General features: G+C 49.8%; 8 protein-coding genes, 3 tRNA genes, 2 rRNA genes and 1 other RNA gene (1 of these 14 running past the window's edge). 11 read left to right on the top strand and 3 right to left on the bottom strand.

What is annotated here, in order from left to right:
* Positions 1–75: 75 nt before the first annotated feature.
* From CI960_RS05275 to CI960_RS05285, 3 genes are all read left to right on the top strand, one after another.
* Complete coding sequence (locus CI960_RS05275) at positions 76–990, top strand: DnaJ C-terminal domain-containing protein (protein ID WP_005862007.1); 915 nt, start codon at positions 76–78, stop codon at positions 988–990.
* Positions 991–1,003: 13 nt separating this feature from the next.
* Positions 1,004–1,321, top strand: a complete 318-nt coding sequence (locus CI960_RS05280) for a chaperone modulator CbpM (RefSeq protein ID WP_005862009.1) — start codon at positions 1,004–1,006, stop codon at positions 1,319–1,321.
* Between the two features lie 146 nt (positions 1,322–1,467).
* Positions 1,468–1,539, top strand: a tRNA-Met gene (locus CI960_RS05285).
* A 97-nt stretch (positions 1,540–1,636) separates the two neighbouring features.
* Here the strand turns inward: CI960_RS05285 and CI960_RS05290 are convergent.
* From CI960_RS05290 to rnpB, 3 genes are all read right to left on the bottom strand, one after another.
* Positions 1,637–2,992: an MATE family efflux transporter gene (locus CI960_RS05290; protein ID WP_008780858.1), complete on the bottom strand. Its 1,356-nt coding sequence runs from the start codon at positions 2,990–2,992 to the stop codon at positions 1,637–1,639.
* Between the two features lie 25 nt (positions 2,993–3,017).
* Entirely contained in the window at positions 3,018–4,388 is a 1,371-nt protein-coding gene (locus CI960_RS05295; RefSeq protein ID WP_005862013.1) for a YihY/virulence factor BrkB family protein, read from the bottom strand.
* Between the two features lie 29 nt (positions 4,389–4,417).
* Positions 4,418–4,772, bottom strand: an RNA gene (rnpB, locus tag CI960_RS05300) — RNase P RNA component class A.
* Between the two features lie 407 nt (positions 4,773–5,179).
* Between rnpB and CI960_RS05305 the strand changes: the two genes are divergently transcribed.
* From CI960_RS05305 to CI960_RS05345, 8 genes are all read left to right on the top strand, one after another.
* Positions 5,180–6,703, top strand: coding sequence for a Do family serine endopeptidase (locus CI960_RS05305; RefSeq protein ID WP_005862015.1), 1,524 nt, complete (start codon positions 5,180–5,182; stop codon positions 6,701–6,703).
* Positions 6,704–6,842: 139 nt separating this feature from the next.
* The gene (locus CI960_RS05310) at positions 6,843–7,703 is read left to right on the top strand and encodes an RNA polymerase sigma factor RpoD/SigA (protein ID WP_005641668.1); all 861 of its coding nucleotides are present in this window, start codon (positions 6,843–6,845) and stop codon (positions 7,701–7,703) included.
* A gap of 108 nt (positions 7,704–7,811) precedes the next feature.
* Positions 7,812–9,284, top strand: a complete 1,473-nt coding sequence (locus CI960_RS05315; RefSeq protein WP_005862017.1) for a glycoside hydrolase family 125 protein — start codon at positions 7,812–7,814, stop codon at positions 9,282–9,284.
* A 117-nt stretch (positions 9,285–9,401) separates the two neighbouring features.
* Entirely contained in the window at positions 9,402–10,979 is a 1,578-nt protein-coding gene (locus tag CI960_RS05320) for a sulfatase (protein ID WP_005862019.1), read from the top strand.
* 899 nt (positions 10,980–11,878) lie between these two features.
* A 16S ribosomal RNA gene (locus CI960_RS05330) occupies positions 11,879–13,403 on the top strand.
* Between the two features lie 150 nt (positions 13,404–13,553).
* Positions 13,554–13,627: transfer RNA gene (locus CI960_RS05335), tRNA-Ile, on the top strand.
* Positions 13,628–13,637: 10 nt separating this feature from the next.
* Positions 13,638–13,711 (top strand) — tRNA-Ala (locus tag CI960_RS05340).
* Between the two features lie 106 nt (positions 13,712–13,817).
* Positions 13,818–14,814 (top strand): 23S ribosomal RNA (locus CI960_RS05345) (it continues 1,883 nt past the right edge of the window).
* Together the 16S and 23S rRNA genes with 2 tRNA genes alongside form the textbook arrangement of a ribosomal RNA operon.

Genomic DNA, 14,814 nt, shown 5'->3' on the forward strand with positions numbered 1-14,814 from the left:
CACTAACCAAAACTATCCTTGGTATGTTTATTGTTATATAATTATATGAGAAAAATAGACTAAACATATCAGATTATGGCCTATATCGATTATTACAAGATTTTGGGGGTGAACAAGGACGCTTCTCAGGATGATATCAAGAAAGCCTATAAGAAGTTGGCTCGGCAATATCACCCTGACTTGAATCCGAACGATCCCGACGCCCATCGTAAGTTTCAGGAGATCAATGAGGCGAACGAGGTGCTTAGCGATCCGGAAAAGCGTAAGAAATACGACCAGTACGGGGAGAATTGGAAACATGCGGATGAGTTCGAGGCTCAACGGAAGCAGTATGGCCAGCAAGGTGGCGGCTTTGGCGGTGGCTTCTCGAACGGCGGAGGTACGTATTGGTCCTCCTCCGGCGATGATGGAGAGTTCTCGGATTTCTTTGAGTCTATGTTTGGTTCCCGCCGGGGTGGCGGTGGCCGTTCTAATCATGGATTCCGTGGACAGGATTACACGGCCGAATTGCACTTATCCTTGATGGATGCGGCCAAGACACATAAGCAGGTGATCACCGTGAACGGCAAGAACCTGCGTATCACGGTTCCCGCCGGCGTAGCCAACGGGCAAACCATTAAGCTGAAAGGCCAAGGCGGGCCGGGCATGAATGGAGGACCTGCCGGTGATTTGTACATCACGTTCATTATTCCGGACGACAGCCGTTTCAAACGGGTGGGAGACGATCTGTACCTGACCGTCCCCTTGAACCTCTATACGGCGGTCTTGGGTGGCGAGCAGATTATCGATACCTTGGATAGCAAGGTGAAACTGAAAGTAAAACCGGGCACGCAAAACAATACGAAAGTCCGGTTGAAAGGTAAGGGATTCCCTGTTTACAAGAAGGAGGGGCAGTTTGGTGACTTGATTGTCACGTACTCGATCGAGGTGCCGACCAACTTGACGGAGAAACAGAAGGATTTGTTCCGGGAAATACAAAGTCTAAATTAAAAACAGGTGTATTATGCAAACAGATTTAGTTATTGTCAGTGAATACTGCCAGAAATGCCATATAGACCCTTCGTTCATCATTTTGCTGGAAGAGGGAGGTTTGATAGACATTAATATCACGGATGGAGAGAGGTATCTCTTCTCTTCCCAGCTCCGTGATCTGGAACAATACACACGTATGTATTACGACTTGTCTATTAACATCGAGGGAATCGAGGCCATTCATCATATGCTGGACCGGATGCGGAATTTGCAGGCGGAGATACAATCGTTGAGAAACCGTCTGCATTTATATGAACCATTCGGTTTTGATACGATCGAGAATTTCTAGTGTCAAATTGCTGCTTAACAAGGCTTCACTGCCCGATAGCGAAGGGTGTACGCAAACAAATTGAAAATATTTCTTGAAAATGTTTGGAAGTTTGGAATGTAATATATACCTTTGCACTCGCAATCAAGAAATGATAGCGACTATATCGCGGAGTGGAGCAGTGGTAGCTCGTTGGGCTCATAACCCAAAGGTCGTAAGTTCGAGTCTTGCCTCCGCAACTAAAAAGTCCTCAAGTCATTGACTTGAGGACTTTTTCTCTATTCAATCAAGCGATCGGGCGATGCGACCCCGATGGAAACGAATAATAAGCTATGCTTATTTCTTCCGTAAAGGCCCTTTGTTCTTCCAGAATCCCAATTTATAATAGATATAGGTGATTGTAAGCCCGATGCAAAGGCTGGCGCCGATGGCCCACCAGATACCGCTCCGTCCCCAGATAGAGCTAAACCAATAGGCGAGGGGAATGCGTATCAGCCAAAGACAAGTGATGCTTACTGCCATTGGGAACAGGGTATCGCCAGCTCCCCGTAATGCCCCGTTGAAGACGTTCAAGCCGCCGTGTACGATAAAGAATCCTCCCATGATCAATAAATATTCCTTGCCAATCCGGATCACCTCCGGGTCCTTGGTGAAAGCCAGCATCATCTTGTCCCCGAAGAAATAGATGGCCGTGAAGGTTGCTAGACCCAGCAATAGGTTGACAAGCATGGCGAATCGTACCCCGTCACGTACCCGGTCCAAGTGCCCAGCTCCGATGTTTTGCCCGCAGAAAGCAGCTAGCGCCCCAGAGAGGGTCAATACCGCTTGGATGATGATCGTGTCGATCTTTCCCGCTGCCCCGTAAGCGGTGAGCGTATCCGTGCCGAAACTGTTCACGATCCCCAGTAAGGCAATCAATCCTAGCGAGATGGCACATTGCTGTACGCTGGAGGGAAGCCCGATGCGGAGCCCTTCCTTGAACAGTCCCATATCGAACAATAAATCCTGTTTCTTGATAGAGAGCAGGGGATGGGTGTTGTTCACGTAGCCTAGGGCCACGCACATGCCGATCCCTTGGGCGATCACCGTAGCCCGTGCCGCCCCTTCGATCCCCCATTTGAAAACGACAATGAAGAGTAAATCCAAGGCTATATTCAAAATCGTGGTAAGCAGGATAAACAGCATGGGGCGCACGGACTCCCCGACACCCCGCAATATGGAGATAATGCTATTGAAAGTGACAAACAAGAACGTACCCCCTACATAAATCCTAAAATAAGCGACCGCCTGCGGGATCACGTCCTCCGGTGTGTTCGTCAGCCTGAACATCGGCTCGGCAAAAATAATTCCCGCTATGGACAGCAATACCCCTGCGACCAACATGAAGATAAAGAAAGAGGAGAAGGCCTTCTGCACCTTATCGAACTCCTTCGCCCCGAAAAACTGTGAGATCACCACCGACGTACCGCTCCCGATACCGATCACCAGCGAGATAATAAAGTAATAGATGAAGAAGGAAGCCGATACCGCCGCCAGCGACTCTTTCCCCAGAAACTGCCCGACGATGACGCTGTCGGTCACGTTATAGAGTTGTTGCAGCAGATTGCCGATCAGCAAAGGGAAAGCGAAACGCAGGATCACCTTCCATACCGCCCCACTCGTCAAATCCCTATTTCCTGTATTAATTCTCAATTCTCAATTCTCAATTTTCAATTCCCTATAGGTCTTTCAGCAGGATATTGTCGTTTGCCTTTATCATATCCTCACGTGTCTTCAGCAGGGCTTTCCATTCCTTGCTGAAAAGCTTGCTCGTGTCAATCTTAAAGTTCTCGGAGCCATACTCGTCCATGCGGGTCAGCAGGTAGCTGACCGTGATCTTATTGACATCGATCGCCGGCTGGTAGTATGCCACACGGTCGTCATTCCCGTAGTTCACCTCGATGATGATGTTCAACTCCGTGAGCAGGTATAAGATCTGTGTCGTTATGCGGATAGGGATGCGGTAAGCGTCGGATAGCTCGTCGGCCGTATAGGGTTTCTCGCCTTTCACGAACCGTTTGACGATCAGCGAGGCGATCAGCAAGGTCAAGAAATCCTTGTACCGGCGGCTGATACTTTTGCTGTCCCTCTCAAAGCTGAATTTCTTCACGTTCTGGGAGGCGTACGACAGCTCTGCGCCAAACAAGCAAATCAACCAAGAAAGCTGCAACCAAAGCAACAACAAAGGCAGTGCGGCAAAACTACCGTAAATAGCGTTGTACTTGCTCACCCAAATCTGCCCACTGATATAAATAAATTGGAACAACTGGAAGGCGCAACCAGCGATAAAGCCTGCCACCAACCCGTTCACGAACCTTACTTTCGTATTCGGCAGGGAGACGTACAGCCCCGTGAAAGCCAATGTCGTGATAATATAAGGCGCTATATGCAAGAACAGCTCTACGAGTGGCGTAAAAAACAAGTATTGCCCCAAGAACGAGTTCTGCAAGGTAGACATGAAGATGGACAAACCGCTGGATGCCGTCATCAGCACCGGCAGCACGAGGAATAAGGCCAGATAATCGGATATCTTCCGGTACCACGGACGGGATTTCTGGATCTGCCAGATGTCGTTGAACGTATCCTCCACGGACGAGATCAAGTTGATCACCGTATAAAACAATAAAATCAAACCGACCCCGATGATCACTCCCCCCTGCGCCTGCGCCAGATAGCTCTCCACGAACTCGAACGCCTTGTTCAGCTCCATCTCGTGCCCGGGGAAATAATCGAACAACTCCTGCCGTACCGTCCCTTGGAAACCGAAGCCCTTAGCTATACCTAATAATACGGCCAGCAAAGGTACGATAGATAACAAGGTGCTGTAGGTAAGCGCCGACGCCTTGGTTTGCAGGTTCTCGCTCTGGAAACCCCGCACGGCGAGTATGACCGTCTTGATGATATTGATATAAATCTCCTTCAGCCCACTAACTTCATTCTCGGTAATCCGCCAAATGTCGTAGGTAACGAAACGGATGGTTCGTGCTAATAATGCGCTGATCCGTTCTCCAATAGGTTTCTTTTCTTCCCGTGGCTTGTTTTTGGGCATATCGGCACATGATTTAATTGGCAAATAAAAAAAGCAGTCTGCCTATAAGCCGGGTCCTGTACCTCTTTGGAAAGAGGCGCCTGCCATTTATCTTGTCTTACCGTCGCCGGTAAGCTTTAGCGGTCTACCCCCCGGCATCGGACGAGCCATCCTACATGCGCCGGTATACATGACCTTACAACCCATAAGACGTACGGCATCCCGTATCGCTACGGGACCCGGTGAGCTCTTACCTCACCTTTTCACCCTTACCGGACGAGTCCGGCGGTTATTCTCTGTTACGTTACTCTACCCTCACGGACAGCTTCCCGTTAAGAAGTATGGTGCTCTGTGTTGCCCGGACTTTCCTCACACCCGAAGGTGAGCGACAGACCGGCAGACTGCGATAGGACAAAGATAGGTATTTTAGTTGACAGTTGACGGTCGGCGGTTGACAATTATTTTGGAGACGCATCGGAGAGATAGGATAACATTTTCTTTTTCAGCCGTAAACATATTCTGTCTCCTAGGTGTTTTTTTATACGAACAGGGATTCTAGATTGCCAGTAACCGACTGTCATTTATCAATTGTCGACTGTCAGTTATCGCATGTCAACTGTCAATTCGTCTGCTGTTTAATTGTTAAAAAGGTACTTTGCAATACACAGTACTGTTAAGTGCGGTTAAGCCTCTGTGATGCCTCGTTAAAAGTGATAAAAAATACGATGGAAATGGAATATCCGCACAATTTTTGAGTTTTCTTTGCCGTAAAGAAACTGTTAAATTTAAGTGTTTAATTAAATAAGAAAAGTATGAAAAATATCTGGAAGAATGTGCTTGGTGTTGCTCTGATAGCAGCCATTAGTTCTGGTGCCGCGATCGGAACGAGTACTTACCTGATGAATAAGAATCAACGTCCGGCGGAGTTGGCCTCCGGAGTTGAGAATACCTTCAAGCAACCGTACCGATTGACGAATTATGGAACCGTGGCCGCCGAGAATATCGATTTCACTACGGCCGCCGAGAGCGCCATCCACGGGGTTGTCCATATCAAGGCCACGGCTAATGCGCAAGCCTCTAACGGGGACGGCGGTCAGCAGTATATGGACCCGTTCGAGTATTTCTTCGGCTTCGGTGGCCGTGGAGGGTTCCAACGTCCGCAACAGCAACCTCGTGTGGGCGCCGGCTCGGGTGTCATTATCTCTACGGATGGTTATATCATCACGAACAACCACGTGATCGACGGAGCAGATGAGCTGGAGGTTACCTTGAACGATAACCGGAAATTCCCGGCAAAGATTATAGGGGCTGATCCGACAACAGATATCGCCTTGATCAAGATCGAGGCAACCGACTTACCTACGATCCCCTTTGGTGATTCTGAGAAGTTGAAAGTAGGTGAGTGGGTGTTGGCGGTAGGTAACCCGTTTAACTTGACCTCTACCGTTACGGCAGGTATCGTGAGCGCTAAGAGCCGTGGTAACATCGGCGCCGGTGGCAAGGATCGTAGCAAGATCGAGTCGTTTATACAGACAGACGCCGCCGTGAACCCGGGTAACAGTGGTGGGGCGCTAGTGAACACGAAAGGCGAGTTAGTCGGAATCAATACCGCTATCTACTCCGAGACCGGTAACTTCGCCGGATACTCTTTCGCCGTGCCTATCAGCATCGCCGGTAAGGTGGCTAACGACTTGAAGCAATTTGGAACCGTGCAGCGTGCTGTATTAGGCGTATTGATACAAGACCCGCAATACGTGCCCGACGCTGAGAAAGAGAAAGTGAAAGTATTCGAGGGCGCTTACGTAGGTGGTTTCGCCGAGCGCAGCTCCGCTAAGGAAGCCGGAATCGAGAAGGGTGACGTGATTGTAGCTGTGAACGGCGTGAAGATCAAATCGTCTAGCGCTTTGCAAGAGCAGATCAGCAAATACCGTCCGGGCGACAAGGTAGAGTTGACGATCAACCGCAACGGTAGCACGAAGAAATTCACGGTAGAACTCCGTAATGCGCAAGGTAGCACCAAGGTCGTGAAGGGTGGCGACAGCGCAGAGGTTATGGGCGCAGCGTTCAAGGCTTTGAACGACGAGCAGAAACGTAAGTTAGGTGTAAGTTATGGTATCGAGGTCACCGGTCTGACCAGCGGCAAACTGAAAGACGCCGGTATAAAGAAAGGCTTCATTATCATGATTGTAAACAACCAGAAGATCTCTGCTCCGGAAGACTTGGAAAAGATTGTGGAAAGCATACTTCAAGGACGTACGGAAGATCAAGGCCTCTTCATTAAAGGCTTCTACCCGAACGGACGTACGAAGTACTATGCGATAGATCTTGCCGAATAAGATAAACAAGGACTGTAGTCTTATAGGTGTGAAAAGATTGTTAAAGGTTTTTAATTGGCTGGATGTGGGGTGCATCCAGCCAATTCTTTCAACAAAAATGGTTATCTTTGCACCCCGTATTCTCAATTAAACAAATTGAATGAGACAATTAAAGATCACAAAGTCCATTACCAACCGCGAAAGCGCTTCGCTGGATAAATATCTTCAAGAGATTGGTCGAGAAGATCTTATCACGGTAGAAGAGGAAGTGGAATTGGCACAGGCTATCAAAAGAGGAGACCGTAGGGCGTTAGAGAAATTGACCCGTGCGAATCTCCGTTTCGTCGTTTCTGTGGCTAAGCAATATCAGAACCAAGGTTTGAGTTTGCCCGACCTTATTAATGAGGGTAACTTAGGCTTGATCAAGGCTGCCGAGAAATTCGATGAGACGAGAGGTTTCAAGTTTATTTCCTATGCTGTATGGTGGATTCGCCAATCTATTCTGCAAGCTTTGGCAGAGCAGTCAAGAATCGTGCGTCTTCCGTTGAACCAAGTAGGCTCGCTGAACAAGATCAGCAAGGCCTTCTCCAAGTTCGAGCAGGAAAACGAGCGCAGACCGTCTCCAGAGGAACTTGCTGATGAGTTGGATATCCCGGTGGATAAGATTTCCGATACCTTGAAGGTGTCCGGACGTCATATTTCCGTGGATGCCCCGTTCGTGGAAGGCGAAGACAACAGCCTTTTGGATGTGCTTGTGAACGATGACGCTCCTATTGCGGACCGGTCGTTAATGAACGAGTCATTGGCTAAGGAAATTGATAGAGCGCTTGCTACACTGACCGAAAGAGAATGTGAGATAATCAAGATGTTTTTCGGTATTGGCTGTCAGGAAATGACATTGGAAGAGATTGGCGACAAATTTGGCCTCACTAGAGAGCGTGTCCGCCAGATCAAGGAAAAAGCAATCAGAAGATTAAGACAAGGAACTCGTAGCAAGCTTCTAAAATCGTATTTAGGCTAATTTAAGGAATTATTGAGTTGGCGAAGGCTCCGGTCCGAAAAGGATTGGGAGCCTTTATTTTTTTTCTTAACTTTGCCACTGGAATATAATACCATAAAAACTATATAAATGACTACAAGACGTAATTTCCTGAAAACAGGATCTATTTCCTTGGCCGGCCTGTTGGTTGGCGAGAAGGTATACTCCGCCGTGAGTACGCCCGACAATAAAAAGAGTTTTAGCACGATCGCCTCTAAGGTGACCGGCGATTACGCCAGCAAGCGCCCGGCTCCCGAGGCCCGTAAGTTTACCTCCAAGGCGGTAGAGGAGCAACTGAAGGCTTCCAAGGCCCGTATCAAGGACCCGAAGCTGGCTTGGATGTTCGAGAACTGCTACCCGAATACCTTGGACACGACCTGTGAGTTCAAGATGGTAGACGGCAAGCCGGATACGTTCGTGATCACCGGAGATATTCACGCCATGTGGTTGCGTGACTCCTCGGCGCAGGTTTACCCCTTCGTCACCTTGGCGAAGAAGGATAAGGACTTGCGGCAAATGCTGGTCGGAGCTATCAATCGCCAGACCGCCTGCATCCTGATCGATCCCTACGCTAACGGCTTCAACGAAGGCCCTACCGGGAGCGAGTGGGAGAGCGACCGCACGGAGATGAAGAAAGAGCTTCACGAGCGTAAATGGGAGATCGACTCGCTTTGCTACCCGATCCGCTTGGCGTATCATTATTGGAAAGAGATTGGCGATACCTCCGTATTCGACAGCAAATGGGAGCAGGCAATGGAGGCCGTTTACCGTACCTTCCGTGAGCAACAGCGCAAGGATAGCCTCGGGCCGTACCGTTTCTCCCGTGTGACGGACCGCCAAGGCGATACCCTCTTGAACGATGGTTGGGGTAGCCCAGTGAACCCGGTGGGCCTAATCGTCTCTTCTTTCCGTCCTTCCGACGACGCTACGCTGTTCGGCTTCTTGGTACCATCGAACTTGTTCGCTATCACCTCGCTTCGTCAGGTGGCTGAGATTCTTCGTGTCGTAAGAAATAACACGGACTTGGCCGGCCGTTGCGAGGCGTTGGCGGGTGAGGTAGAGGAGGCCGTGAAGAAATACGCTATCGTGGAGCATCCGGAATTCGGTAAGGTATACGCCTTCGAGGTGGATGGTTATGGTGGACAGGTATTCATGGACGACGCTAACGTACCGAGTTTGCTGGCTTTGCCGTTCTTGGGTTGCGTGGACGTGAACGACCCGGTTTACCAGAATACCCGCCGCTTGGTGCTGAGTCCTTCCAATCCTTACTTCTTCAAGGGAAAGGCCGGCGAGGGCATCGGCGGTCCGCATATCGGTTTCAACTATATCTGGCCGATGAGCTTGATCATGCGTGCTACGACTTCCAACGACGAGAAGGAGATCCGGTATTGCATAGAGACGCTTCGTGATACGGACGGAGGCACGGGCTTCATGCACGAGTCTTTCCATAAGGACAATCCTTCCGATTACACCCGCTCGTGGTTCGCTTGGACGAATACTCTGTTTGGCGAGTTGATCGTGAAGCTGCAATCCGAAGGCAAGCTGAAAGACCTCCTCGGCTAATACCACCAAGGTTAATATCACCAATTGTAGAGACGGGACATGCCCTGTCTCTACAAGTCTGTAGCTGAGTGTATTTAGGCAAAATCAATCAAAACAACATAAATCTAAGCGGAATACATGAAAACAAATAAACTATTCATTCTGACAGGTCTGGCGGCGATAGCCTCCACCTCCTGTAGCCAAAAAGAGAATACGTCCGGGCAGCCCGCCAAGCCCATGAATATCCTTTATATCATGACGGACGATCACTCCTTCCAAACCATCAGTGCCTACGACAAGCGATACATCCAAACCCCCAACATCGACCGCATCGCAAACGAGGGCGTACGTTTCACCAATAGCTTCGTAGCCAACTCCATCAGTGGCCCCAGCCGTGCCTGCATGCTGACCGGCAAGCACAGCCACAAGAACGGCTTCATCGATAACGCCCATACCTTCGACGGCTCGCAGCAGACCTTCCCGAAGCTATTGCGTAAAGCTGGCTACCAAACCGCCATGATCGGTAAATGGCACCTCACCTCCGATCCCACCGGTTTCGATTACTGGAACATCCTCGTAGGCCAAGGCGATTACTATAACCCCATCTTCATCGATAACGGCGAGAAGCGTCAGATCGAAGGGTACGCCACGAACATCACGACCGATCTGGCTCTTGATTGGCTGGACAATAAACGAGACAAGAGCAAGCCTTTCTGCCTCCTGCTGCACCATAAGGCCCCGCACCGTACTTGGATGCCCGATACCTGCGACCTGCGTCTTTACGATGATGTGACCTTCCCGCTGCCCGAGAACTTCTACGACGATTACGCCGGCCGCATCGCCGCCTCGGAGCAGGAGATGAGCATCATCAAGGATATGGATATCGTATACGACTTGAAAATGGCCGATAAGGAGAACGAGATCCATTCCTCCAACGCCGATCTGGAGAAGTACGGCCGTGAGCTTTATAACCGCATGAATCCGGACCAGAAAGCCGCTTGGGACGCCTATTACGATCCGATCATCCAAGACTTCAAGGCGAAGAAACGCACGGGTAAGGAGCTGGCCGAGTGGAAATACCAGCGTTATATGCACGATTACCTTCGGGTGATCCATTCCGTGGATCGGAACATCGGTATCGTGCTCGATTATCTGGAGAAGAACGATTTGCTGGATAACACGTTGATCGTCTACACCTCCGACCAAGGCTTCTACATGGGCGAGCATGGCTGGTTCGACAAGCGCTTCATGTATGAGGAATCCTTCCGCACCCCGTTGCTGATGCGTCTGCCGGGTGGCAAGAAGGGTGATATCCCGCAGCTCGTGCAGAATATTGATTACGCCCCCACTTTTTTGGAACTGGCCGGAGCCCCCATCCCAGCCGACATCCAAGGCGAGTCCTTGCTTCCCTTGCTGAAAGGCGAGCGGCCGGAGAACTGGCGTAACTCCCTTTACTATCATTACTACGAGTATCCCGCCGAGCATTCCGTGAAGCGTCATTACGGCGTACGTGACGATCGTTATAAATTGATCCATTTCTACAACGACATCGACGTATGGGAGCTTTACGACCTCCAAGAAGATCCCCACGAGATGAATAACCTTTACGGTAAGCCCAGTTACGAGGCAGTGATGAAACGCATGCGAGACGAGCTTTATAAGCTGCAAAAACAATATGATGATCCTGTGGGAATACGCTTCAATGTGTCGGACTGATGAGAGCGGACATTCGTGTTCTGTTATCAGATTTTTTAATTAGTTGTGGATTAAGGTGCATAAAGGACTTGGAACTTGGGGGATGAGAAGTTGAGTCTTTGCGCTTGATGACTTAGCTCTTTGCGTTCTTTGATTTAAGTCATTGGCTTGAAGGAATTAAGTCTATCGTATGGCTCTTCTTTGCTTATGCGTGTATCGAATTAAAAAATGACTATAGGCAGGTTTCAAGTTTCAAGGTTTCATGAAACCTTTTTCTTCACACACACGATACGTACATTATATAGGTTTCAAATAAATCCCTTTATGTTTGTTATGCGGGATGGATAGCCTCGAAGAACTTGCGTAGCCACGACATGATGTTTTTACCCGAGGCGGACGGAGCGATCATGAGGAACTGTATTATATGTACTTGTGCGTGTGTGAGGAAAAGGGGTTCGTGAAACCTTGAAACTTGAAACCTATTTCCATGCCCATCCAGATATTGTCAACATCAGTACAGATAAATATATGTGCCTTTATCGTGTGCGTACATTAAACGTAAGGATTGTTGAGCCATGAGAAAAAACTTGAAAAATAATGCCGAAAATGTTTGGAGGTTATGTTTTATAGCGTTACTTTTGCACCCGCATTCGAGAGAGAACGGCGATACCGAAATAATGAAACAAATTTTTCTTGAAAAAAGTTCTGAAATAATTTGGAAGTTTAAAAGAAAAACACTTATCTTTGCATCCACGTTCGCAAAACGAAAGCGACAGAAGAGTTCTTTGATAGATTTACATAATTCAACAAGTAGTACAAGTATTGGAGAAGAGATTCTCCGGATTAATACCGTCAAAAGAAGTATGACTTTGGACTACGATAAACGGATTCCGGAGCGAGGATATGATAAAACAATTTAAACAACGAAGAGTTTGATCCTGGCTCAGGATGAACGCTAGCGACAGGCTTAACACATGCAAGTCGAGGGGCAGCGGGGGTAGCAATACCCGCCGGCGACCGGCGCACGGGTGAGTAACGCGTATGCAACTTACCTATCAGAGGGGGATAACCCGGCGAAAGTCGGACTAATACCGCATGAAGCAGGGATCCCGCATGGGAATATTTGCTAAAGATTCATCGCTGATAGATAGGCATGCGTTCCATTAGGCAGTTGGCGGGGTAACGGCCCACCAAACCGACGATGGATAGGGGTTCTGAGAGGAAGGTCCCCCACATTGGTACTGAGACACGGACCAAACTCCTACGGGAGGCAGCAGTGAGGAATATTGGTCAATGGCCGAGAGGCTGAACCAGCCAAGTCGCGTGAGGGATGAAGGTTCTATGGATCGTAAACCTCTTTTATAAGGGAATAAAGTGCGGGACGTGTCCCGTTTTGTATGTACCTTATGAATAAGGATCGGCTAACTCCGTGCCAGCAGCCGCGGTAATACGGAGGATCCGAGCGTTATCCGGATTTATTGGGTTTAAAGGGTGCGTAGGCGGCCTTTTAAGTCAGCGGTGAAAGTCTGTGGCTCAACCATAGAATTGCCGTTGAAACTGGGGGGCTTGAGTATGTTTGAGGCAGGCGGAATGCGTGGTGTAGCGGTGAAATGCATAGATATCACGCAGAACCCCGATTGCGAAGGCAGCCTGCCAAGCCATGACTGACGCTGATGCACGAAAGCGTGGGGATCAAACAGGATTAGATACCCTGGTAGTCCACGCAGTAAACGATGATCACTAGCTGTTTGCGATACACTGTAAGCGGCACAGCGAAAGCGTTAAGTGATCCACCTGGGGAGTACGCCGGCAACGGTGAAACTCAAAGGAATTGACGGGGGCCCGCACAAGCGGAGGAACATGTGGTTTAATTCGATGATACGCGAGGAACCTTACCCGGGTTTGAACGCATTCGGACCGAGGTGGAAACACCTTTTCTAGCAATAGCCGTTTGCGAGGTGCTGCATGGTTGTCGTCAGCTCGTGCCGTGAGGTGTCGGCTTAAGTGCCATAACGAGCGCAACCCTTGCCACTAGTTACTAACAGGTAAAGCTGAGGACTCTGGTGGGACTGCCAGCGTAAGCTGCGAGGAAGGCGGGGATGACGTCAAATCAGCACGGCCCTTACATCCGGGGCGACACACGTGTTACAATGGCGTGGACAAAGGGAAGCCACCTGGCGACAGGGAGCGAATCCCCAAACCACGTCTCAGTTCGGATCGGAGTCTGCAACCCGACTCCGTGAAGCTGGATTCGCTAGTAATCGCGCATCAGCCATGGCGCGGTGAATACGTTCCCGGGCCTTGTACACACCGCCCGTCAAGCCATGGGAGCCGGGGGTACCTGAAGTCCGTAACCGCGAGGATCGGCCTAGGGTAAAACTGGTGACTGGGGCTAAGTCGTAACAAGGTAGCCGTACCGGAAGGTGCGGCTGGAACACCTCCTTTCTGGAGCTTCAGGATTCCGTACCGAGGTCATACGAGGTATTGATCCCCTTGTGCTGCTGTTGAGATTATGTTTATTATATAGATCAATGACCGGAAGGCCGGTCGGAGAGAAAAAGATGACGCTGGGACGTAAGTCTTGGCAAAGTTGACAGTCCTATAGCTCAGTTGGTTAGAGCGCTACACTGATAATGTAGAGGTCGGCAGTTCAACTCTGCCTGGGACTACTCCGAATGAGGGGGATTAGCTCAGCTGGCTAGAGCATCTGCTTTGCACGCAGAGGGTCAACGGTTCGAATCCGTTATTCTCCACACATCCCGCGAGGGAAAGAGGATCTTTGACATGTTGGACATCAAAAAGAAGAAACAAGTAGAGCGAGCTTAAGATATATCAACCCGTGCGTCAAGTGCGAGGTGAGAGAAAGTAAGCAAGGGCAGACGGTGGATGCCTTGGCTCTCGGAGGCGACGAAGGACGTGATAAGCTGCGAAAAGCCCGGGGGAGGCGCAAATAGCCGTTGATCCCGGGATATCCGAATGGGGCAACCCGGCAGGCTGAAGGCCTGTCATCCCGAAAGGGAGGCGAACGTGGGGAACTGAAACATCTAAGTACCCATAGGAGGAGAAAATAAACAATGATTCCGTAAGTAGTGGCGAGCGAACACGGAAGAGCCCAAACCCATGTCGTCTAGGCGACACGGGGGTTGTAGGACCACGACGTGGCAAGAAGGAAGGGAAATGGAACGCCTTGGAAAAGTCGGCCATAGACGGTGAAAGCCCGGTACATGACTCCCTTACGAAGCCTAGTGGTATCCTGAGTAGCGCGGGGCACGAGAAATCTTGCGTGAAGCAGCGGGGCCCATCCCGTAAGGCTAAATACTCCCGAGAGACCGATAGCGAACCAGTACCGTGAGGGAAAGGTGAAAAGAACCCCGAGCAGGGGAGTGAAATAGACCCTGAACCCGTCTGCCTACAAGCGGTCGGAGCGTCGTAATGACGTGACGGCGTGCCTTTTGCATAATGAACCTACGAGTTACCTTCCCCGGCAAGGTTAAGTACCTAAGGTACGGAGCCGAAGCGAAAGCGAGTCTGAACAGGGCGCCAAGTCGGGGGGGGTAGACGCGAAACCGAGTGATCTACCCTTGGCCAGGTTGAAGGTTGGGTAACACCAACTGGAGGACCGGATGGGTAAGCGTTGAAAAGCTTTCCAATGAGCTGAGGGTAGGGGTGAAAGGCTAATCAAACTCGGAGATAGCTCGTACTCCCCGAAATGCATTTAGGTGCAGCCTCTTTATAGTATATCGTGAGGTAGAGCGACTGATTGGATGCGAGGGCTTCACCGCCTATCAAGTCCAGATAAACTCCGAATGCGCGATATATATTTACAGGGAGTGAGGGCGCGGGTGCTAAGGTCCGT

This window comes from Parabacteroides sp. CT06 (assembly GCF_002257605.1).
Taxonomy (GTDB): domain Bacteria; phylum Bacteroidota; class Bacteroidia; order Bacteroidales; family Tannerellaceae; genus Parabacteroides; species Parabacteroides distasonis.

Bases quoted from the DNA above. Each gene is read 5' to 3' on its own strand.
- CI960_RS05315 (WP_005862017.1), top strand. From the start codon at position 7,812: ATGACTACAAGACGTAATTTCCTGAAAACAGGATCTATTTCCTTGGCC.
- CI960_RS05320 (WP_005862019.1), top strand. From the start codon at position 9,402: ATGAAAACAAATAAACTATTCATTCTGACAGGTCTGGCGGCGATAGCC.
- CI960_RS05280 (WP_005862009.1), top strand. From the start codon at position 1,004: ATGCAAACAGATTTAGTTATTGTCAGTGAATACTGCCAGAAATGCCAT.
- CI960_RS05310 (WP_005641668.1), top strand. From the start codon at position 6,843: ATGAGACAATTAAAGATCACAAAGTCCATTACCAACCGCGAAAGCGCT.
- CI960_RS05295 (WP_005862013.1), bottom strand. From the start codon at position 4,388: ATGCCCAAAAACAAGCCACGGGAAGAAAAGAAACCTATTGGAGAACGG.
- CI960_RS05305 (WP_005862015.1), top strand. From the start codon at position 5,180: ATGAAAAATATCTGGAAGAATGTGCTTGGTGTTGCTCTGATAGCAGCC.
- CI960_RS05275 (WP_005862007.1), top strand. From the start codon at position 76: ATGGCCTATATCGATTATTACAAGATTTTGGGGGTGAACAAGGACGCT.